The following is a 20,612-nucleotide window of genomic DNA, read 5'->3' on the forward strand; positions in this document are numbered from 1 at the left end:
TAGATGGAAAAGATGGTCATGATGGAGTAAATGGAACAGATGGGGCGAATGGAGCAGATGGGACGAATGGAGAAGGCTTTGATGAACTGGTAAAATACGGAAATATTACCATCATGCTGGATGGAACCAGACCAGATAATATTGTTTTTAAAGATACAACTAGTTTTAGATTTACTTCTGTTTTAGATTATGGAGAGAGACCGTATAATAACCTTTTTAGAACAGAAAATGCCGATAAAACAAATAATTATGAGTTTGGAGTTCGTAGGTTTTTAACTGCTCCTGATGATACATATCAATATTCTATATCTGATATTGTATTAAATGTAAATAGAGTTGGAGAGGCAGATCAAAGTTTTGATTTTAAATTGAGTCTTAGTTATTATGTGGTTTCTAATGACAATAAATATTTTGAAATAAATAACTATTTTGATTCAGAGATTACGAATCTGGAAATAACAAATTATAGTTTTGATGAGACTACGAATAATTTAAAATTTTCTTTTGCATTTGATGTAGCGGCAGTAGATAATAGCACAAGAAATGACTTAAAGGTTTCCGGAGTGGTAGATGTCTTTGTGTTAGAAAGAATTGATACGTCAGTAATGCCGTAGCTATATAATTTAAAAAATAGTATACCCTTGTATAAGTAACTTATACAAGGGTTTTTTTATGTCAAAGAAGCAGTAGGGGTAAAGGCTTCTTCTGTTAGTATTTTATTGACAGACTTTCCGGCTATAGCACCAGTATATACAGCAGTTGGAACTGATCGAAACGAGCTACAGTCTCCACAAGCCCATATTCCAGAATTCGTTGTTTGTAATGATTCATTTACTTCGATTTTTCCTTCTTCAGTAAGTGAACATGCCAATGTTTGTGGGATATTACATTGCTGTGTTGTAGGTAAACGGGTATATGCGACAGATAGTACTATAGAGGTTCCGTTTTCGGTCTTGATACTTTTTAGGAACCCGTCTGTATGTTTGATTTCTTGAATAGGAGATTCAATAATAGTGATATCTAGGTTGGAGAGAATCGCTATTTGTTTATCAGACAGCATACAGACTCCATTAGTGAATATTGTAATTTCTTTTGTCCAGTTGCTTATCATTTTAGTGAGTTCAAAAGCCGTTTCTCCATTAGCAATAATAGCTGTTTTTTGGTGCTTTACTTCATATCCATGACAGTATGGACAATGTAAAATCGAGACACCCCAGCAAGGAGTAAATCCTTCTATTTTTGGCAATTGATCTTGTAGACCCGTTGCGAAAATTAGCTTCTTAGACTTGAAGTGTTGCCTACACGAGGTTAAAATCTCAAACCCCTCAGATGTCTGGGTGCCCTCAATAGCAATTCCTTCATAAAAAGCTATGGTGGGATATTGTAATACCTGTTCTTTGGCAATACGAGAAATTTCTTGAGGAGGAACCCCGTCTTGAGTTAAGAAGTTGTGAGAAAAGGGAGTATTTCGATTGCAGGGAGTTCCGCCATCTATAACCAAAACACTTCTAAGTGCCCTTCCTAGTGTCATAGCAGCAGAGAGTCCAGCATAACTGCCTCCTATGATGATGACATCAAATTGTTTTTCGTAATTCATTGGGTAGTATTTATTAGTAGTGAGAATGTAAATTAAGCAAAGAAAAATTGCTGTTACAATTAAGTCGCGTTAAAACATTGTGAAAACAATGAGGATTGAGCAAAAGGAAAAAACTTATGGATTATATCCATAAGTTTTTTTAATTGATATGCTCTTTTGCAAAAAAAGCACGTTGTATTTTGTAGGGACTAAGAAATTAATAAGGAGCGACTATAACTGGCTCCGTTTGTTTCAATACGATATACATATTGACCAGTGCTTAATCGGGTTTGTGCAGTTTCTTTGACATCAATTTCATGAGAACCTTCAAAGAGCACCTCATTTCTTAAGGTAGCTACTTTTTGTCCAATAATATTATATAAGGTGATGTCGGTATGTGCAGTAGAAGGTGTGGTGATGTGGATATAGGTTTGATTGTTTCTGTACGTAACTGTATGTCCTATGGCTTCTCCATCTATAGGATCAATACTACCAGAGCAATTAAATCCTAAATCCAAAGATTCGAAAGAAGTGCCTAAAAGAGCTTGTGATACCATGTCTTTTGGGATGCATAACCACTCTTGCATGACCGTGGCATATACCTGTCTAAAATCATTAGTGTTGTATACATTTCCACCACGAGTAAGATCTGATAAATCTGGATGTTCTCCAACAAATCCGCTTCCTTGTAATCCAGTGCCGAAGAACATAGCAGCAGCGGCAGTGCCATGATCAGTTCCTAAGGAACCATTTTCTTTAAATCGACGTCCAAATTCGGAAATTGTCATGGTCAGTACTTTATCATCCCATCCAGCAGCTTGTAAGTCTTGATAAAAAGTACTAACTGCTTCAGAAAAACTATTCATCAATGTTTGGTGTCTGGTTATTTGACCAGAATGTGTGTCAAATCCCCCTAGTGTAACCATGTATACTTTAGTTCCTAATCCTCCTTTTATAAGACGTGCAATAATACTGAGTTGTCTACCCAGACTATCTTCGAGATATCCTCCAAAATCAGTGGAATTTTCATAAGCCTGGCTAATAACATCTGCATAGGTAAAAGTAGTATTGGTGACTTCTCTTAAGTATTTTACTTGTTGTCCATGAGTACAATCAGGTAAGGTATCAAGACCGTATGAAGTTCCGTTTTCGGCAATTTGCAATAACCTTCGAGGATCTGAAACTGCAAAAGAGAAATCGTTTTCAGGTCCTTTAAAAATTAAATTTCCAATACTTCCGATTTGAATAGAAGGAGGACTGGTAGGAGGATTAAAAATATAATCAGGATATAATTCCTGAAAGTAGCGCCCTAACCATCCTGTTCTGTCTTCTTCTGTTAGGTTGGTATTTGCCCATATATCAGATCCGTGAAAATGTGATAAACTGGAATCTTCGTATCCTACTCCATGTACTACTTTCATTTGACCATCTCCCCATAAACGCTCAAGTTTGTTCATAGACTTTGCCATTGCAAAATCATCGTTCAAAGTAATAAATTCACTTGGAGGAATTTTGATCAAGGGACGGGCATTGGCATAGGTGTCGTAATCGTATACAGGTATTATCGTATTAAACCCATCGTTTCCTCCGCTAAGACGGCATATGATTAAAATTTTGTCATTTTCTACACTGTTAAGTGCTACTGAAAGAGGTGAGGGTCTGGATACAGAAATAGGTGTGTTTGCCAACATCATTGATCCTCCTCCTGCAAGCCCTAAAGTTTGAAGAAAAGATCGTCTGCTCCATTTTTTATGATCATCAGGGTTGCATCCTTTTTCTGTTTGTTTGTCAAATGCTGTTTTCGATTGGGTATATTGTTTTTTCATCTGTTCTTTTTTTAATCAGGTAATGTATTAGATGAAATTAGCCAGCATGCACTTTATTATGGCTTATTTCACAGGAATAGATGCTGAATTAGCTTCTTTGAGAGCTCATGACACTTTTTGTTTATCTACTTTGCTTCTATATACGTTCAATTACCTTACTATGTTATAAACTATTCTTGTTGCGGGTGTTTTTTATTTTAATTGGAATTCCGGAATTTCAGAGATGTACAGTAATAAATTGTATAATTGTTGTTCAACTCCAGGATAGTCAAGTGTCCAGGTTCCATCTTCATAGTAATTTTCAGGAACACTATCTCCTTTAAAAACACCTAACAGCTCATTGAATATAATAGGGTCTTCTACCCCCTTAGCGAAAAAGTAATTTGTGATTGCTCTTACCACTAATATGACATCGTCAGTAGTAGTAGCCAATACGCCTTCTGCAGCTGTTCCAATAGGAAGCCCAATCAGAAAGTTCTTAAACTGAATTTCATTGTGTTGCCATGATCTATTGATGAGATAGCGTATTCCATCCCATCTGCCAATTAACAAATCCGGGCTAATCCAGTCACTATCACCTTGCCATCCCGCAACATCAATAGGGTTAAATACATCCTGTCCTAAAACTCTTGATGTATTTCTAAAATAATTGAGATAATCAAGATCAGCAGGTAGGGTGAAATCTGTTTCATTATAATTAGTGACCAGTAAATCAATGGGGCTTTTAATAATTACAGAAAAAGCATATTGATTAAAAAAGTGCTGGCTTTTGAAGAGTTGACGTAATACAGGACCAATCTCAAAATTATTTGTAATAAATGTTTGTGCCATTCCGGCTATAATATCATCTTGGATAACTGGACTGACAAAATAGCGATAAAGCTTGGAACAAATAAACGTAGCAATTTTATCAGTTCGTTGTTCAAACAAAATATCAATAACGTCACTATACCCCCAGTTACCTGTCTGCCCAAAAATTGATTTGGTTTCATTGCTAAACTTTTCGGGGTCAAAAGTAATGGGACCTAATGAGATGTCGTTGGTATTAACCCATCCGGTTAATGCTTTGGATGTTTCGATAATATCATCTTCATTGTAGCCATTATTAATTCCGAGTGTGAAGAGTTCATAGAGTTCGCGGGCATAGTTTTCATTGGGGCGGTCATTTATATTTTGATCCCCATTGAGGTACACCAGCATGGGAGCGGAAATACCAATATCATGAACGAAATCTTTGAAATTTCCGATGGCGTGAAATTGTAATAAATTATAATATTGATATTGATAGGCTGCACTTCTGTATTCATCATCTTCGGTTACGAAATGGTTGCTCCAAAATAAAGATAAACGATCTCTAAGCTTATGATTTGTAAAATCATTAAACATCATTTTTTTTCCCTCGGCAATATAGTGAGACATTTCTTCAGGGGCATTTTCAAAATTATCCCCTGTCCAATACCCCCAGGAAGGGTCTGGAGTCGGAATGGCACTAATTGCTTCGTCGACTAACATATCTACTAGTGCAGATGGGTCATTCTGAGCAAGGGCATCAGTTACGTCATTTTTTTTGGCACCGAAAGCAGCACGCCTGTATAAGTGATTTATTTTACTTACATTCCATGGGTTTTCAGGAGTAGGAATATAGGGGTCGAGTGGATCTAGATTACAGGAAGGATTAAAACTCATGGCTGTATCTTTTTGTATTTAGTAGGTTATTAGTGATTTCATGTCGATGTAATGGGTAATAACGAAAATTTATGTTAATTATTGTGTTAAAGTTTTTTAAAAAATATGGTTATGTTGCCAGAAAGGCTTAAAAAAGGAGATAGAGTAGGTATTATTTCTACTGCAAGAAAGATTGATAGAAAAAAAGTATCTTTTGCAGTGAGCCTTCTTATGGAATGGGGCTTGGTTCCGGTAGTGGGAAAAACAATTGGAATCGGAGAAAATCAATTGGCAGGCTCAGATACTATTCGTGCTCAAGATTTTCAGGAAATGTGGAATGATCCTTCTATAAAAGCAATATGGTGTGCAAGAGGCGGCTATGGTACTATTCGGATTATTGATGCGATTGATTTTTCTTTAAAAAATAAATGTGCTAAATGGGTGATAGGGTATTCTGATATTACAGTACTACATGCACATTTACATACATTGGCAATACCATCTATTCATGGTCCTATGCCAATTGATATCCATAAATGTACGTTAGAGGCAAAAATGTCTTTGAAAAATGCAGTTTTTGGAACACCAATTAAGTATCAGATTTCTAGTCATAAGAAAAACATTACAGGAACTGGTGAAGGGGTTTTAATAGGTGGGAATTTATCTATTTTGTACTCTCTTTGTGGCTCGGTTTCTTCTATAGATACAAAAGACAAAATTCTATGTATAGAAGATTTGGATGAGTATTTATATCATATCGATAGAATGTTTCAGAATTTGAAACGAAACAAAATACTTGAAGATCTATCCGGGCTTATTATTGGTGGAATGACTCAGTTGCACGATAATACTATCCCTTTTGGGATGAACGCGAAAGAAATTATACTAGATGTAGTAAAGGAGTATTCATATCCTGTAGTATTTGATTTTCCAATGGGGCATATTAAAGATAATAGGGCGCTTGTTTTCGGTGTAAAGGCAAAAATGGAAGTGACAACAGATCAAGTGTTGGTAATGTATAAATAGATATATGGCAGAGCATAATCAATTAGGGAAGAAAGGAGAAAAGTTAGCTGTGGACTTTTTAGTCCAAAAAGGGTATAAGATTCTGGAGGAAAACTATCGTTTTCAAAAATCAGAAATAGATATAATAGCAGAAAATGAAGGATTGATTATTGTGGTTGAGGTTAAAACCAGAAGTTCTGAAGTTTATGGAGCTCCCCATGAGTTTGTAAAGCCTAAACAGATTCAATCACTAGTCAAGGCAATTGACCATTATATAGTAGAGAAAGATATAGATATGGAAGTTCGGTTTGATATTATTTCGATTATTAACAAAGGAGGGATATTAGATGTTACACACTTGGAAAATGCATTTTACCATTTCTAAAACTAGTCTGGTAAAGAGGGCAGGGGAGAGATAAAAAATAAAAAACCAGAGTCGATAAATAATCGACCCTGGTTTATAGTTATTTTAAATAGCGGTTACTTTCTAATCAGTAATTTTTCTGTAATAATATCTCCGTTGATATTAATTTTGTAGATGTAAAGACCGCTTTCTAAATCAGATACATCTTTAGAGAAAGATTTATTTCCTTTAGACATTGTATCGTCTAATAAGGTTCTAACTAATCTTCCTGAAAAATTATAAAGTTCAATTTTTACTCTAGAATTCAATTGAGGATTGATACTGATATCAATACGTTCACTTGCTACCGTTGGATAAGTCAATCCGTTTGCAGCAGCTGGAGCTTGAGGGCAGTCAGAATCGAAGGCCCATTCATTACTAGATCCTGGAGTGTTGTTCTGAGTCCACCATTTCGCTGTGTATATTTTTTCCTGATAATATACTTTGTCTCCGGTGTTGTATACTAAAGAAGAAATCCATCGATTGTGTCCGCAGAATTCATCAGATGATCCTCCATTACAATCTCTAACATATGCCCATACATCACTGCTACCTGGTTTTTCAGAAGCACTAGCATACCATTTATTCTTATAAACAATACCATTGTATTTTACAATTTGTCCACTGGCAGCATATACTTTTGGTTCCCATGGAGCAATATCAACACAAGTATTGGTAGAAGTTTTTTCTTTTACAGTAAAGCTGGTCATGCTTTCAGAAGATAAGTTTGTATTATCTGTTGCTGTAATTTTGAAAGAAACCTGACCAAAAGCAGTAGGGGTAAAATTAGCAGTATACACATTTCCTCCGTTTGCATTTGAAGGAGTCAATGTTGTATTTCCAACCATAAATGTTACCGCACTTACAGAACCATTGTCTGTTACTGTCGCTTTTAAGGTAATAGGAGATAAAGCTGTTTGCTCAATTGTACTATTATCTGCAGGATCTACCATTGTTATAGATGGAGGAGTGTTTACGTTGGATTTTTTCTTCACAGTAAATGTTACGACACGCTCTGAAGTAGCATTTTTATCATCTGTAGCAGTTGCTGTGATTGATACCTGACCAAAAGCAGTAGGAGTAAAACTAGCAGTATACTCATTACCTGTTTGAGTAGCGTTGATAACACTTCCGTTATGCTTGAAACTAAAAGATTTTACAGTACCGTCACTATCAACAGCCTTTGCTTTTAATGTAATAGCAGATAATGTATCCATTTCTATTACTTGACCTTCTGAAGGATTCTGCCATGTAACTACAGGAGCATTGTTAATAGGATTGTTATTCCCTGCTGCTTCATTAATAGCTTTTAAGATACTGGATGATGAGTTGTAATCTGCGTCTTGGGTAAGTTCCCAGATGATTACTCCCTGGTGTCCGTAATTCTTAGTATACTTAATTTTTTCACCTGCTTGCTTAGGTGTTTCGTAATAAATATTTTTACCGTTTAATCCGATATGTCCATTTAGTTTCTTCGGATCTTTTGGGTCATAGCTGGTAGCTGCATTAGGGAATTCAGTTATGATGTCTTTGTATGGTACAAATTTTACACCATTACCACCATCAGGCTTTTTCTCAGAAAAATCATACCCGTACATAGGTACTCCGATAACTAATTTTGCTTTTTTCATTCCAAATCCTCCTGCATGGTTCCAGGTAGGTTCTGCAATTCCTAACCAGTATTCCAAAGCATCTTGAGCAGAATAAATAGGGTTGTCTGCGGATTGTCCGGAATATGTACCCAATGGAAGTTTGTATAACGAAGCATGTGGTCCAATAGGAGACTTATCCCAAGAACCAGTGAAATCGTAGGTCATTAAACCAACCCAATCCATATAGTCTGCCATTTTAGCATCGTAATTGTTTCCGTACCAAGAAGTACCAAAAACAGCTGCGGTAATAAGTTTATTAGGAAGTTTTTGTCTTAGTTTCTTACTTAAGTTTGTTAGTCCGATAGCTGCCGGGTGAGGTCCTTGATCACCGTCTCCCCATTTACTACCTCTTACACGACCTCCCTGGTCAGAAGTTCCTGCGATGGCTGGGTCAGCCCACCAACATTCTAAGTCTAAGTCAATACCGTCTAATCCACGAACAGTAATGTAATCAGCTAATAAATTAGCAATTTCTTCTAGCTTTTGATCATTATTGTAATATTTTGTCATTAGCCATAAGAATGCGTAATCCGTTGCTCCTCCTAGCGCTACAGATACTTTTACGTTTTTTGCTCTTGCTTTGGATAATACATTACAATCTGTTAATACAGAGTCTACTTTTCTTAACTGAAATTCATCAAAAGAAATAGAAGCAAAGTTAGCACTGTTATAATCTTTATTGTTCTGTTTGAACATTAAGAAGGATACGTTGATATTAGTTACTACTTCAGGGTTGAAGTTGTTTTTAATATCATAGTCAGGAATCCAGGTAGGAAGGTACCCGATGATTCGTTGTTTTCCAGGATAATCAGGACCTAATCCTCCGTCTCCACACCCTCCTTCGCGCTGCCAGGAACCATGCCCTGGTCTGGCAGAGGTGTAGTACTTAGCGGTGTAGTTAATACCGTCCAGAGATACCTTTTCTCCTTGTTTGTAATGATCCCTTGTCGAATCCCATGCCGGGTGGCAGGGAGGGAATTGGTATTGCGCATGTAGCAATACGCTCAAAAATATAAAGTTGAGTAATACAAGCGTTCTTTTCATGACCTTGTGTGTTTTGGTTATTTACTGGTTTAAAAGAAAGCTGGTTTAATAGTTAATTAAACCAGCTCTGTGGTTAATAATTATTAATTTTTAATTAGTTTTTCTGTCTGAATCTTTCCATCCATATAGATTTTATAGATGTAAAGTCCGTTTTTAAGAGTCCCAAGACTTTTAGTAAATGTTCTTGCGCCACTTTGGATGTTTTCATTTACTAATGTTTTTACACGTTTTCCTGAGTAATCGAATAATACAATTTTTACAAATGCATTCTTGTCTGATTCTATACTGAAGTTAACTTGATCAGTTACTACAGTAGGGTATACTCTGGAAATAATGTTTGTAGGGTTAGTTTGAGGGCAATCAGAATCAAACGCCCACTCATTACTAGCTCCTGGAGTGTTATTTTGAGTCCACCATTTCGCTGTGTATATTTTTTCCTGATAGTATACTTTGTCTCCTGTATTGTATACTAAAGAAGAAATCCATCGATTGTGTCCACAGAATTCATCAGATGACCCTCCATTACAATCTCTAACATACGCCCATACATCACTACTTCCTGGTTCTTCAGAAGCACTGGCGTACCATTTGTTTTTGTAAACGATACCGTTAAATGCTACTAATTGACCAGATGTTGCATATACTTTAGGTTCCCAAGCAGGAGTTCCATTACATCCAGTATTGTTATTTTTCTTTTTAACAGTGAAGGTAGTTGTGCTTGTCGTGCTAGCACCTTCGTTATCAGTAGCTGTTATTTCGAAAGTAACATTTCCGAAAGCAGTTGGTGTCCATGTAGCGGTATAGCTGTCTGCTGGATTAGCAGTAACTGCTACAGTTGCATTGTTCACAACAAATGCTACGGAGCTTACTGAAGCGTTGTCTTTTACGATTGCTTTTAGCTCAATACTTGCAAGTTGTGCTTGCTCTATAACAGCTGCGTCAGCAGGAGAAACCTGAGATATTACAGGAGCTGTATTTTGCCCTGTTTGTTGTACAGTAAATGTAATGTCTTTACTTGTCGTCTTATTACTGTTATCAGTAGCTGTAGCGGTAACGGTTACTTGACCAAAAGCTACAGGAGTAAGATCTGCTGTGTATCGATCTCCTGTTTTTGTAGCGTTGATTGTGCTGTTATTGTAGGAGAAAGAAAAAGATTGTACAGTTCCGTCACTGTCAGTTGCAGTAGCAGATAAGCTTACTGTAGGGATTGTGTTTCCTTCGATTACTTGACCGCTTGTTGGACTTTCCCAAGTAACTACAGGAGCAGCTCCAGGACTTGTTCCGCAATCTTTTACTTTTTCCCATACACCATTGGTGTCAGGAGTAGCTCCGATTGCTGCATACCATTTATTTCTATAAACTACGTTTTTGTATTTTACGTAGTTATTTGGCTTTTCATAAATCCTTGTAGATCTCCACTCAGGAATATCAGTACAGTCAAGGTTTACTCCATCCCAGATAATTACTTTGATAGATGAAGAAGCTGTAAGACCGTTTTGGAATGTTGCATTTGCTGTAAATGTATGTGTTCCATAAGACGAAGGAGTCCAGGAGAATGTCTTTCCATTAAATGTTTGACTACCAATGGTTGTAGTTAGTGACTGTAAAACAGAGTTTTTCTCATCAACTTCTATGTTTACTGCTATGGCACTGAAAGCATCTTGAAGAATTACCTGATTGTCTATTGGAGATGTGAAAGTAATGGCAGGTTTTTGCGCACATGGTTCAGCGGTTAAATCAGCTGAATCACCACCATACTTACTCATGTCTTTACATCCACAATCTGATAAGTCATGAACTCCATCCATATCTGTTCCGATATTATAAATACCGGTATAACGCTGGTAATATCCTATTCTACTAAGTACTTGAGGCTTTTCTGTTCCTTGTCCACATTCAACTCCTCCGTTGATAATATTAACCGTCATTCCTAATCCAGGAACTCTGTTTTTAGTTTTGTCTAAATCATTAGGTACCCATTTGTTTGCCATTACGTTATGTGCAGATGGTTTAGGGTATTGAGGAGTCATCCAGAACCAGATAGCAGTTTGGAAAGCTAAGGCAGCATCCTGAATTACTTTGTCTGGGTTGTCTAGTAGAATTTGTTTATCTCCAAAAATAAATTCACTGGCAGGGCCATAGTTATAATTGTATGATAATTGTATAGGTCCTCTTCCTTTATATGATTTTCCTGGAGTAGGAGGATAGTTTGTATCTGGATATGCATAAGGTGCATTTGTGTTTTCTTCTCGGAAATGTAATCCCCAAGAGTATTTCCCTCCTGGTGCAGTATCCCATCCTCCAGTTGTTTCATGAGAGATGTTAGCAAAGAAGGCAGTTATCTCTCTTTGTCTTGTTTCTAAATTTCCTTCTTCTAGGAAAGAAGCATAATCTACCTCTTCAGAAACTACTTCTTTATCTACATTTCTTGGTGCATTGTAATCTACATCAGTACGGATTACTTTAGATACTCCTGTAGTTTTATCTGTTCTGGTAATTTTATAGGCATTAGTACCACATCTTCTTTCGAAAAGAACTTTGATTTTGCCCATTCTGTTAATTGCTTCGATAAACGCTTCGTATGTATAGAAATCGTCTTTTGGATCGAGTACCCATACACCTCCTCCAGTATCTTTAGAACCGAATCGGTATGGGAATAAAGTATTCCATAGTTCTTTAGAAACTAATGGGTGCCCTCCTCCTGGATTTGTTGTTCTTTTGGATACAGAAAAAGACACTGTTTTCTCTGTAGTTGCCTGTTGGTTATCGGTAGCGACAACTTTAACTGTGAAAGCTCCAAAAGAGCTAGGAGTCCATGATACAGTGTACTGGTTATTTGATAAAGCAGCCTGCAGGGTTTCGTTTCCAATAGTAAATTCTACAGAAGAAACTGTACCATCAGTATCATTTGCTTCAGCAACAAGATTGATTGCTTGTAATGTACTTTGTTTGATATCTTCTTGTGTGGTAGGAGCAACGATTGTCAGGGTAGGTGCTTCATTAGGAGTTCCTGTTGTTTTGGAAACAGAGAAAGGAACCGATTTTCTAGCGGTAGCTTGCTCGTTATCAGTAGCAGTAACTGTTACGGTGTAGTTTCCAAAAGCAGAAGGTGTCCAGGAAGCTGTATATTGATTGTTGCTTAACGTAGCATTTAATACTTGGTTGTCAACTTCAAAAGTAACATTGGCTACAGATCCATCAACATCATTAGCTTCTGCTACTAAAGTAATTGCCTGTAAAGCGTCTTGCTTGATATCTTCCTGTGCAGTTGGAGCAACAACTGTAAGTGTTGGAGCTTGATTGTTATTTCCTCCGTCAGTAGTAGCAAAAGCCTTGTTTATTACGTTTGCCAGAGGAGCTTTTGTTGTAGGGCAGTATGGGTATTTTCCGATTTTTTTAGATTCAGGACCAACGATAAAGTCACTGAATACTTCCCATACAATACAACCAGCAAGCTTCTTATTCGAAATGTAATTCGCTTTTAAAGTCAATGACTTTTCATTGTCATAGCTTAAAAAAGCATTAGCTGTCTTATGAGTAAGGTAAGGTACTTTTGCAGTATCATCCCAGTGTTCTGTCCAGTTTCCTGAGGCAAGCTCTTTTAGGATAGTCGTGTAATATGGAGTTCCTTCCATGTCTTTAAAACGAACTAAATCTGAAGCAGATTCAACAGGTCCGTCTACAGAAAAAGTTTGAGATGTTTTTTTAGTTTTCGCTCCTAATGATGGCGCTCCGTCAGTGATCACCCCTCGTCCGTAAAAAGCAACTCCTAAGTTTACTTTTGATAGGTTTACGTTTAATTCTACTAATCTTTTATAAGTAGCATCTAGTGAGAAGTTTGCATATTCGGCTTCTGGGTAGTCGTATAAAGGAGAGTTGTGCCCTGCTTTGTTAGACCATCCTCCATTAAAGTCATAGGTCATCATATTATAATAATCCATGTACTTGTCTAATTCAGCCCATTCAAGTCCTCCTAGTTTATTAGGAGCGGCAGACATTGCAGAGGTGATTAATTTATTTGGACCTATTGCTGCTCTTATTTCTTTTACGAGTATCGTAAAATTTCTGTAGTCAGCTTCTGTTCCGGTGAAATTCATTCCTGCAAAAGGTCCTGGGTACTCCCAGTCAAGATCAATTCCGTCGAAGCCATATTCGTCTACTAATTTTTTACAATCAGCAACAAAACGGGCTCTTTTAGTAACATCAGCAGCCATTTCAGGGAAATGCTTACACATACTCCATCCTCCAATAGACGCCATTACTTTTACTCCGTTTTCTTTGGCGATAGCGATCATGCTTTTTTCTACATATTCTTCTAATGGCCATGCTCCTTCTTCTCCTGTAGCAGTTCTTATCCATCCTAGATAAGCCCCTCCAGGGTTCGGTTCATATCCTAAAGCACGTAGTTTTTCATCCCATCCCCAGAACTTTTTTGGTTGTCCCAGAACAAAGGCTTTATCGTGACTACTATTTTCATCAGGGTGCAATAGATCTGCTGGTTGCTGAATTTCATCTGGAGCATATATTTTTTTATTCCTTAAGTCTCCACTGTGTAATGAACCATCTACAGCAACACCAAAAAATGAAAAATTTAGTATTGTATATTGAGAGTAGTCAATATTGTAATGGTTTAAAGATTTGGCAAGGACATCAAATTTGGGTCCTTTCCATGCGTCCCAGTTGGGAACGTACCCGATAACTTGCTTTGTGTGATCTGCTGTCGTATGGCTTCCGCCAGAGTTAATTTGAGCAAATCCTGTATAGCTGACAAAGGCTATACAAAACAGTAATAGTTTAGAGAAACTACTTCTGTGAAAAAGCTTCTTTTTCTTGCAATTAGTTTTTTTCTTCATAGTTACATGAATTAAGTTGAATTTTAACTTAGTAATTAAATTTTGTGTTAAATAATTTAGTCAGTTATGCTGACTAAGCCTTCTAAGTTGGTTTTTTATCGACTTTTGACAAAAAAAAATATACGAATGGTATACTTTTATATATGCAGGACATGGAGGTGGATACCAGCGTTTTTTCGTTTTAAAGAAAGACTGTTATGGAATTGTTAAAAAAGAAGTTGGTTTTTAGTTAAAATATTGTTTCGAAGGGGGTTACTTTTTTGAATCATTAAAAGTAAGGTCTTTCCGTAAGATGTAAACCTTTGTTTTTTTGAAAAAAGAAATCCAAAATAATAGAGATGTTTGGGAGAGGTATTCGAAGTAAAAAATGTAGCCCAATGAGGGAGGGAATTAATTTTATAAGAAAGAGTTGATAAGCATTAGAAACTGATTCATAAGAGTAGGGTTGTTGAATTCTTTTTTGCAAAAAAAAGCCCCTTATATTCTTTTGAAGAATAAAGAGGGCTTATTTCGGTTTATTTGAGTTATTAGAAAACTAATATTGCTTTTCCGTTTTCGCATTTAATAGCTGTTGGTGCAGCTGGAATCATACAATCTGAGTTTAGTTTCCATTTTTTGTTAAACTGATCTTCAGCTTTTGTGTATTTTGTTACTTTTTCGAGGAAAGCAGTACGTTCAATATTGGTAGGATAAGGGATATAATGTGTCGGTCCACCACATGCTTTTGCTCCTATTTTAGTAAAAGTCCAATTGTCAGGAGTGGTACATTCATTGGAGTGAGATATCGTGAGAATTTCTTCATACATCATATCAAGTGATTCCCTGTCTTTTTTCATCTGCTCTTCTTTGGAAAAAGTAATTTGTTCCTGACTGGTAGAGCAACTTTGGAAAATAAGGAATAGCACTCCGATAAGAATCTCTGTTCTTTTTATCATTTCTACGGTATATTTACTTAAATGATGTGTAATGTGAAATATGGTTGCGTATTTTCTTGTTAAATTATTAATTCGACATTTCCTCTTTCTGGGATAAAGGTTGTAATACAGATAATGCTTTGTCAATTGAGTTTATATTCTCAAATGTAAGTAATAGTCGTAATCCATTCCGCGTTTGTTTTTCTTTTAACTTAGCGGTTTTGGGGTGGGATTGTGCAAATTGTAAGATATTGGTAAAAGCAGGACTTTGATAAAAATCGGATTGTTGATCACTGATAAAATATCCTATTAAACGTTGCTGCTTCATTACTATTTTTTCAATTCCGATATTGGTAGCAATCCATTTGATCCGGACAGAATTAAGTAAGTCCTGAGCAGGAGGGGGGAGTTTTCCGAAACGATCGATTAATCGTTTTTCATAAGAAAGAAGTTCTTCTTCTGATTTGATTTCATTGAGTTCTGTGTATAGATTTAATCGTTCTGCAATATTATTGATATAGCTATCCGGGAATAACAATTCAAAATCCGTATCAATTTGTGTATCCTTCAGGTAAGATTTGTTCTCATTGTGCTCTTTGTACAATTCTGCAAATTCATTTTCCTTGAGCTCATCGATTGCTTCATTGAGAATTTTTTGATAGGTGTCGAATCCGATTTCATTAATAAAACCACTTTGTTCTCCTCCAAGAAGGTCACCAGCTCCTCTGATTTCCAGGTCCTTCATCGCTATGTTGAAACCGCTTCCTAATTCGGAGAATTGTTCTAATGCTGTTATTCTTTTTCTGGCATCATCTGTCATAGCAGAATAAGGAGGGGTAATAAAATAACAAAATGCTTTTTTGTTACTTCTTCCTACACGACCTCGCATTTGATGAAGGTCAGAAAGACCAAAGTTATTAGCGTTATTTATAAAAATGGTATTGGCATTCGGAACATCCAAACCACTTTCTATAATAGTAGTTGCGACAAGTACGTCGAATTCTCCATTCATAAATGAAAGCATTAATTCTTCCAGTTTTTTTCCGTCCATTTGCCCATGTCCAATGCCTACTTTGGCATCAGGAACTAATCGTTGGATCATCCCTGCTACTTCTTTGATGTTTTCTACTCTGTTATGTACAAAATAAACCTGCCCTCCTCGTTGTATCTCATAACTTACGGCATCTCTGATTGTTTCTTCTGTAAATCGGATTACATTAGTTTCTATAGGGTACCTGTTGGGAGGAGGAGTCGTTATCGTAGATAGATCTCTTGCTGCCATCAAACTGAACTGCAAGGTTCTTGGTATAGGAGTCGCGGTAAGTGTTAAGGTGTCGACATTTTCTTTTATTGTTTTGAGTTTGTCTTTGACAGACACGCCAAACTTTTGTTCTTCATCAATGATTAGTAAGCCGAGATCCTTGAATTTTACATTTTTATTGACTAATTGGTGTGTTCCTATGATAATGTCTATTTTACCGGCAGCTAAATCCTCCAGTGTTTCGCGTTTTTGTTTGGCAGTTCTAAAGCGATTAACGTAATCTACCGTTACGGGAAAATCATTGAGTCGTTCTCTGAATGTTTTGGCATGTTGAAATGCGAGAATTGTTGTCGGAACCAGAACAGCTACTTGTTTCCCATTGTCAACAGCTTTAAAAGCGGCTCGTATAGCAACTTCTGTTTTACCAAAACCGACATCTCCACATACTAAACGATCCATAGGGCGTTCACTTTCCATATCTTTTTTGACAGCCTCAGTAGCAGTGCTTTGGTCTGGAGTATCTTCATAGATAAAAGAGGCTTCCAGTTCGTGTTGAAGATAACTGTCCGGATTGTATTGAAACCCTTTTTGTAATTTTCTCTTTGCGTATAATTGGATCAGGTTAAAAGCGATGTGTTTGACACGAGCTTTTGTTTTTTGTTTTAAGCTTTTCCATGCTTTTGACCCTAGTTTGTATATCTGAGGAGGTTTGCTGTCTTTGCCATTAAACTTCGATATTTTATGAAGAGAATGTATGCTTAGGTATAGAATGTCTCTTTCTCCATATATAAGTTTAATAGCTTCTTGTTTTTTGCCTTCGACATCTATTTTTTGAAGTCCTCCGAATTTTCCAATTCCGTGATCTATATGAGTTACATAATCACCGATTTCCAAATTAGTCAGCTCTTTTAGTGTGATGGCCTGTTTTTTTGCGTATCCGTTTTTGAGATTGAATTTGTGGTATCTCTCGAATATCTGATGATCTGTATAGCAGGCAATTTTTTGTTCCTGATCAATGAATCCCTGATGTGCAGAAAAAACAATAGTTTCGTATTGTTCTACGTTGAGATCTGCATCGTTAAAAATGTCGTGAAAGCGTTTTGCTTGTTGTTGACTAACACATAAGATGTAGTTTTTTATACCCTTTTTAGTATTTTCATTCAGATTGTTGATCAGTAAATCAAACTGCTTGTTGAAAGAAGGTTGAGGAGCTGTTTTGCAAACAATTGTATAGTCTGCTTTTGTGAGTGGTTGAGACCCTAGCTCTACCAAACAAAAATCGATCAGCTGTTTTGTTAGTAATTCAGAAGTGCAGAAAAGTGCTTCAGGAGAGCTGCGTTTGATTTCTTGAGATAATAAGGAAAAAGCCTCTCCTGCCTTTTTGAAGTTTTTATCAATTCGCGCTGATAATATGGATAGGTCTTTGCAGAAAACTACTGTTTTTGACGAAATATAACTGAGGAAGCTCTCCCGAGAGTCCTGCATGGATTTGTTTTCTACATTGGGGATAATCGTTATTTTTTTTACCGGTTTTGTCGATAATTGTGTTTCTATGTCAAAAGTCCTGATACTATCTACTTCATCTCCAAAAAACTCTATGCGATATGGTTCGTCATTGCTAAATGAAAAAACATCAGCAATTCCCCCTCTTATAGAGAATTCTCCAGGTTCTGTGACAAAATCTACTCGTTTAAATTCATACTCGAATAAAACCTCATTGACAAAATCGAGCGATAATGTGTCCCCTGTCGCAATCTTTAAAGTGTTTTTTTCTAATTCCTTTTTCGTAACAACTTTTTCGAACAAGGCATCAGGGTAGGTTACAATAAGAGCCGGTTTTTTTCGAGAATTAATTCTGTTCAGTACTTCGGCACGTAGAAGTACATTCGCGTTATCCGTTTCTTCTATCTGATAAGGTCTTCTGTAGCTTCCAGGGTAGAAAAGAACTTGTTGATCTCCTAGGATTTGTTCTAAATCATTCAGGTGATACGCGGCTTCTTCTTTATCATTAAAAATGCATAAAAAAGGTTTGTCTGCATTTTTGAAGGTATTTGCTATGGTGAAAGAGGTCGAAGATCCGATTAATCCTTGGAGGTGTATATTAGGAAATGTGTTCGTTGTTTCTTCAGTATTGGAAATAGCTTTCCCTAGTTTCTGCAGTTGCAGAGACTGAGAAAAAATCTGCGCGATTAAAGTAGTGTCCACGGGCATAAATTTGTAGCAAATATACTATTCTTGAATATATAGTTATAAGGAGTAATTAGGGTTTATTTTTCAGGAAGTAAGGTTGGCTTCTATTCCTGGAATTAAAATTGTTTTGATTTTGATTTTAAAAGGAATGGAGTTTATTTATATTTGCAGCAATATAAATAAGCAGGAAATAAAATACTAAAGATACATGTCAATATCCGATTTGTTTGATAGTGGATTTCAAAAAAGAAATCAGGATCACTTTGCTTCTATTGTAAGAGTAGCAATGAGTGATGATATAATTACGGATGAAGAAAAGGCGTTTTTGGACAGATTAGCCAGAAAGCTTAATATTTCTGAAGATGATTATCAAGAGATACTTAAAGATTATAAAAGTCACCCGATAAATCCTCCAACAAATTATGAGGCCAGATTAGAGCGCCTTTTTGATTTGTCTAGAATGGTATATGCAGATCATATAAAAGGAGAAGATCAGGTAACGATCCTTGAAAGGTTAGGAGTAGGTCTTGGCTTTAGAACGGATAATGTAAAATACATTGTTGACAAAGCATTATGCTTGGTTGATCAGGGGGTTGATGCAGATACGTTTGCAGCAGAAATTAAAAGTATGAATCAATAGTAACTTATTGTTATTGATCTAGAGATAAAGAAAAGCTGCCTTAATCGGCAGCTTTTTTTGCTATTTGTCGTATGATTTTATATAAAAGATCTTTTTGTTCAAAGGGTTTTGTTATAAAATCATCCATTCCGGATCGAAGACATTTGTCTCTTTCGGCATCATTTGCTTTGGCGGTAAATCCGATTATAGGTACTTCAGAAATAACTTTGTCCCCATAATTATTTCGTATCATATGGGTGGCTTTATAACCGTCAATTTTCGACAGTTTAAGATCCATTAATATCAAATCGTAATTTCGTCTTTCTATACACTTAATAGCTTCTTCCCCATCAATGGCAAGATCAACAAAGAAACTCCCTTGTGTGATGAGTATTTTCATGACTAGGTATTGAGTTACTTCTTCATCTTCGACAAGTAAAATCCTGAATTTTTTCTTAGAGGTAGGAAGTGAATATTTCTTTTTCTTCCTTTTAGGAGTAGGTTTCGAAATCTCAAATTTAAATGGAAGTTTTATATTAAAAATGGTTCCTTTATCAACCTCACTGCTAACCTTAATATCTCCATTCATCAGGTCAACCAGGTTTTGAACAATGGCTAACCCTAATCCTGTTCCCGAAATTTGCTTATCGGTATTAAATCGTGTAAAACGCTCGAAGAGGTGTTCGAGGTTTTCTTCCATAATACCAATACCGGTATCTTCTATTTTGAAGTTGATCGTTAACTTGTTAGTTCGCTGGTAGTTTTTGGTTATGGATAGTTTGACACTTCCTTCTTCGGTAAACTTAAAAGCGTTATTAAGGACATTGTTTAAGATCTGATATACACGGACGCTATCTCCGATGAGATATTCCTGTATACTAGGATCGATATTGGTTTCAAAAGCAATTCCTTTTTTCTCGGCTACTTTTGAGTAGGATTCAACAAATCCATCTACCAAATCCTGGAAAGCAAACCGTTCTTCTACCAGTCTTAGTTTTCCGGATTCAATTTTAGAGATATCGATCATATCATCAATTAAGGCATTCAAATGAAGGCTCTCTCGTTTAATGATCCTGGAAAGTTCGCTTTGTTCAAAGCTCAGCTTTGTTTTTTCTAATACTTCAATAAAACCTAGAATACTGGTAAGCGGTGTTCTGATTTCGTGATTGATATTAGCAATAAAGTTGTTTTTGAACTTTTCTTTTTCGATCAGATATTTATTCTTGAGTTCAAGTTTGGTAGCTCTGAGAATAGATTCGTTTTTTTGTTGAGCAAATGCATTCAGTTCGTGATATTTTACAGTATAATCAAATAGAATGATAAGAATGTCTTTGGAATCTATTTTAAGAGTAACATCGCAAATTTTTTCCGTGTCTTTGTTCTCTATATGGATACAGGGAAAATTATATTCGGATGGAGCATCACCAGGGTCTTCTAAAAAACTTCTGAGAATCTCAAAAAATGGGTGAGCATCATATATAGAACTACCTTCTTTCCAATCAAACAGGTGATCGTCTGTTTCTGTTATAATACCATCCAAGGAAACTGAGATCAGTTGTATTTTTTTATTAAACTGTAATCTTTCTTCTTGGTGTGACATATGA

At 36.3% G+C, this 20,612-nt stretch carries 12 protein-coding genes; 4 read left to right on the forward strand and 8 right to left on the reverse strand.

Annotation, left to right across the window (positions count from 1 at the left end; all coding sequences use genetic code 11):
• Window positions 1-113: 113 nt before the first annotated feature.
• Window positions 114-614, forward strand: coding sequence for a hypothetical protein (locus tag HN014_RS08430; protein WP_217704367.1), 501 nt, complete (start codon window positions 114-116; stop codon window positions 612-614).
• 56 nt (window positions 615-670) lie between these two features.
• On the opposite strand, the gene HN014_RS08435 is transcribed toward HN014_RS08430, so the two are convergent.
• From HN014_RS08435 to HN014_RS08445, 3 genes are all read right to left on the reverse strand, one after another.
• Entirely contained in the window at window positions 671-1,597 is a 927-nt protein-coding gene (locus HN014_RS08435) for an NAD(P)/FAD-dependent oxidoreductase (protein ID WP_176028443.1), read from the reverse strand.
• Between the two features lie 188 nt (window positions 1,598-1,785).
• Window positions 1,786-3,402 carry a DUF1501 domain-containing protein gene (locus HN014_RS08440; RefSeq protein ID WP_254884119.1) on the reverse strand — a complete coding sequence of 539 codons (1,617 nt, stop codon included), beginning with the start codon at window positions 3,400-3,402 and terminating at the stop codon, window positions 1,786-1,788.
• Between the two features lie 192 nt (window positions 3,403-3,594).
• Window positions 3,595-5,088, reverse strand: a complete 1,494-nt coding sequence (locus tag HN014_RS08445) for a DUF1800 family protein (protein WP_176028444.1) — start codon at window positions 5,086-5,088, stop codon at window positions 3,595-3,597.
• A gap of 111 nt (window positions 5,089-5,199) precedes the next feature.
• Here HN014_RS08445 and HN014_RS08450 point away from each other — a divergent pair, with 111 nt between their 5' ends.
• Together HN014_RS08450 and HN014_RS08455 are read left to right on the forward strand one after the other, a co-directional pair.
• The gene (locus tag HN014_RS08450) at window positions 5,200-6,093 is read left to right on the forward strand and encodes an LD-carboxypeptidase (protein ID WP_368660073.1); all 894 of its coding nucleotides are present in this window, start codon (window positions 5,200-5,202) and stop codon (window positions 6,091-6,093) included.
• 4 nt (window positions 6,094-6,097) lie between these two features.
• Entirely contained in the window at window positions 6,098-6,457 is a 360-nt protein-coding gene (locus tag HN014_RS08455) for a YraN family protein (RefSeq protein ID WP_176028446.1), read from the forward strand.
• A 95-nt stretch (window positions 6,458-6,552) separates the two neighbouring features.
• Here the strand turns inward: HN014_RS08455 and HN014_RS08460 are convergent, their stop codons facing one another.
• The 4 genes from HN014_RS08460 to mfd form a co-directional block, all read right to left on the reverse strand.
• A complete protein-coding gene (locus HN014_RS08460) occupies window positions 6,553-9,171 on the reverse strand; it encodes a glycosyl hydrolase family 18 protein (protein WP_176028447.1) in 2,619 nt (872 codons plus the stop codon).
• Between the two features lie 83 nt (window positions 9,172-9,254).
• Entirely contained in the window at window positions 9,255-14,024 is a 4,770-nt protein-coding gene (locus HN014_RS08465; RefSeq protein ID WP_176028448.1) for a glycoside hydrolase family 19 protein, read from the reverse strand.
• Between the two features lie 527 nt (window positions 14,025-14,551).
• Window positions 14,552-14,959, reverse strand: coding sequence for a hypothetical protein (locus tag HN014_RS08470; RefSeq protein ID WP_176028449.1), 408 nt, complete (start codon window positions 14,957-14,959; stop codon window positions 14,552-14,554).
• Window positions 14,960-15,026: 67 nt separating this feature from the next.
• The gene (gene mfd / locus HN014_RS08475) at window positions 15,027-18,404 is read right to left on the reverse strand and encodes a transcription-repair coupling factor (protein WP_176028450.1); all 3,378 of its coding nucleotides are present in this window, start codon (window positions 18,402-18,404) and stop codon (window positions 15,027-15,029) included.
• Window positions 18,405-18,597: 193 nt separating this feature from the next.
• Here mfd and HN014_RS08480 point away from each other — a divergent pair, with 193 nt between their 5' ends.
• Window positions 18,598-19,029 (forward strand): TerB family tellurite resistance protein, encoded by a 432-nt coding sequence (locus tag HN014_RS08480; protein ID WP_176028451.1) that lies wholly within the window; start codon window positions 18,598-18,600, stop codon window positions 19,027-19,029.
• Between the two features lie 40 nt (window positions 19,030-19,069).
• Here HN014_RS08480 and HN014_RS08485 read toward each other — a convergent pair whose 3' ends face one another.
• On the reverse strand, window positions 19,070-20,608 hold the full coding sequence (locus tag HN014_RS08485) for an ATP-binding protein (protein WP_176028452.1): 1,539 nt from the start codon (window positions 20,606-20,608) through the stop codon (window positions 19,070-19,072).
• Between the last annotated feature and the right edge of the window lie 4 nt (window positions 20,609-20,612).

Source organism: Aquimarina sp. TRL1, assembly GCF_013365535.1.
Taxonomy (GTDB): Bacteria; Bacteroidota; Bacteroidia; order Flavobacteriales; family Flavobacteriaceae; genus Aquimarina; species Aquimarina hainanensis.

Bases quoted from the DNA above. Each gene is read 5' to 3' on its own strand.
- HN014_RS08440 (WP_254884119.1), bottom strand. From the start codon at position 3,402: ATGAAAAAACAATATACCCAATCGAAAACAGCATTTGACAAACAAACA.
- HN014_RS08445 (WP_176028444.1), bottom strand. From the start codon at position 5,088: ATGAGTTTTAATCCTTCCTGTAATCTAGATCCACTCGACCCCTATATT.
- HN014_RS08430 (WP_217704367.1), top strand. From the start codon at position 114: ATGCTGGATGGAACCAGACCAGATAATATTGTTTTTAAAGATACAACT.
- HN014_RS08470 (WP_176028449.1), bottom strand. From the start codon at position 14,959: ATGATAAAAAGAACAGAGATTCTTATCGGAGTGCTATTCCTTATTTTC.
- HN014_RS08450 (WP_368660073.1), top strand. From the start codon at position 5,200: ATGTTGCCAGAAAGGCTTAAAAAAGGAGATAGAGTAGGTATTATTTCT.
- HN014_RS08455 (WP_176028446.1), top strand. From the start codon at position 6,098: ATGGCAGAGCATAATCAATTAGGGAAGAAAGGAGAAAAGTTAGCTGTG.
- HN014_RS08460 (WP_176028447.1), bottom strand. From the start codon at position 9,171: ATGAAAAGAACGCTTGTATTACTCAACTTTATATTTTTGAGCGTATTG.
- HN014_RS08485 (WP_176028452.1), bottom strand. From the start codon at position 20,608: ATGTCACACCAAGAAGAAAGATTACAGTTTAATAAAAAAATACAACTG.
- HN014_RS08465 (WP_176028448.1), bottom strand. From the start codon at position 14,024: ATGAAGAAAAAAACTAATTGCAAGAAAAAGAAGCTTTTTCACAGAAGT.
- HN014_RS08435 (WP_176028443.1), bottom strand. From the start codon at position 1,597: ATGAATTACGAAAAACAATTTGATGTCATCATCATAGGAGGCAGTTAT.
- HN014_RS08480 (WP_176028451.1), top strand. From the start codon at position 18,598: ATGTCAATATCCGATTTGTTTGATAGTGGATTTCAAAAAAGAAATCAG.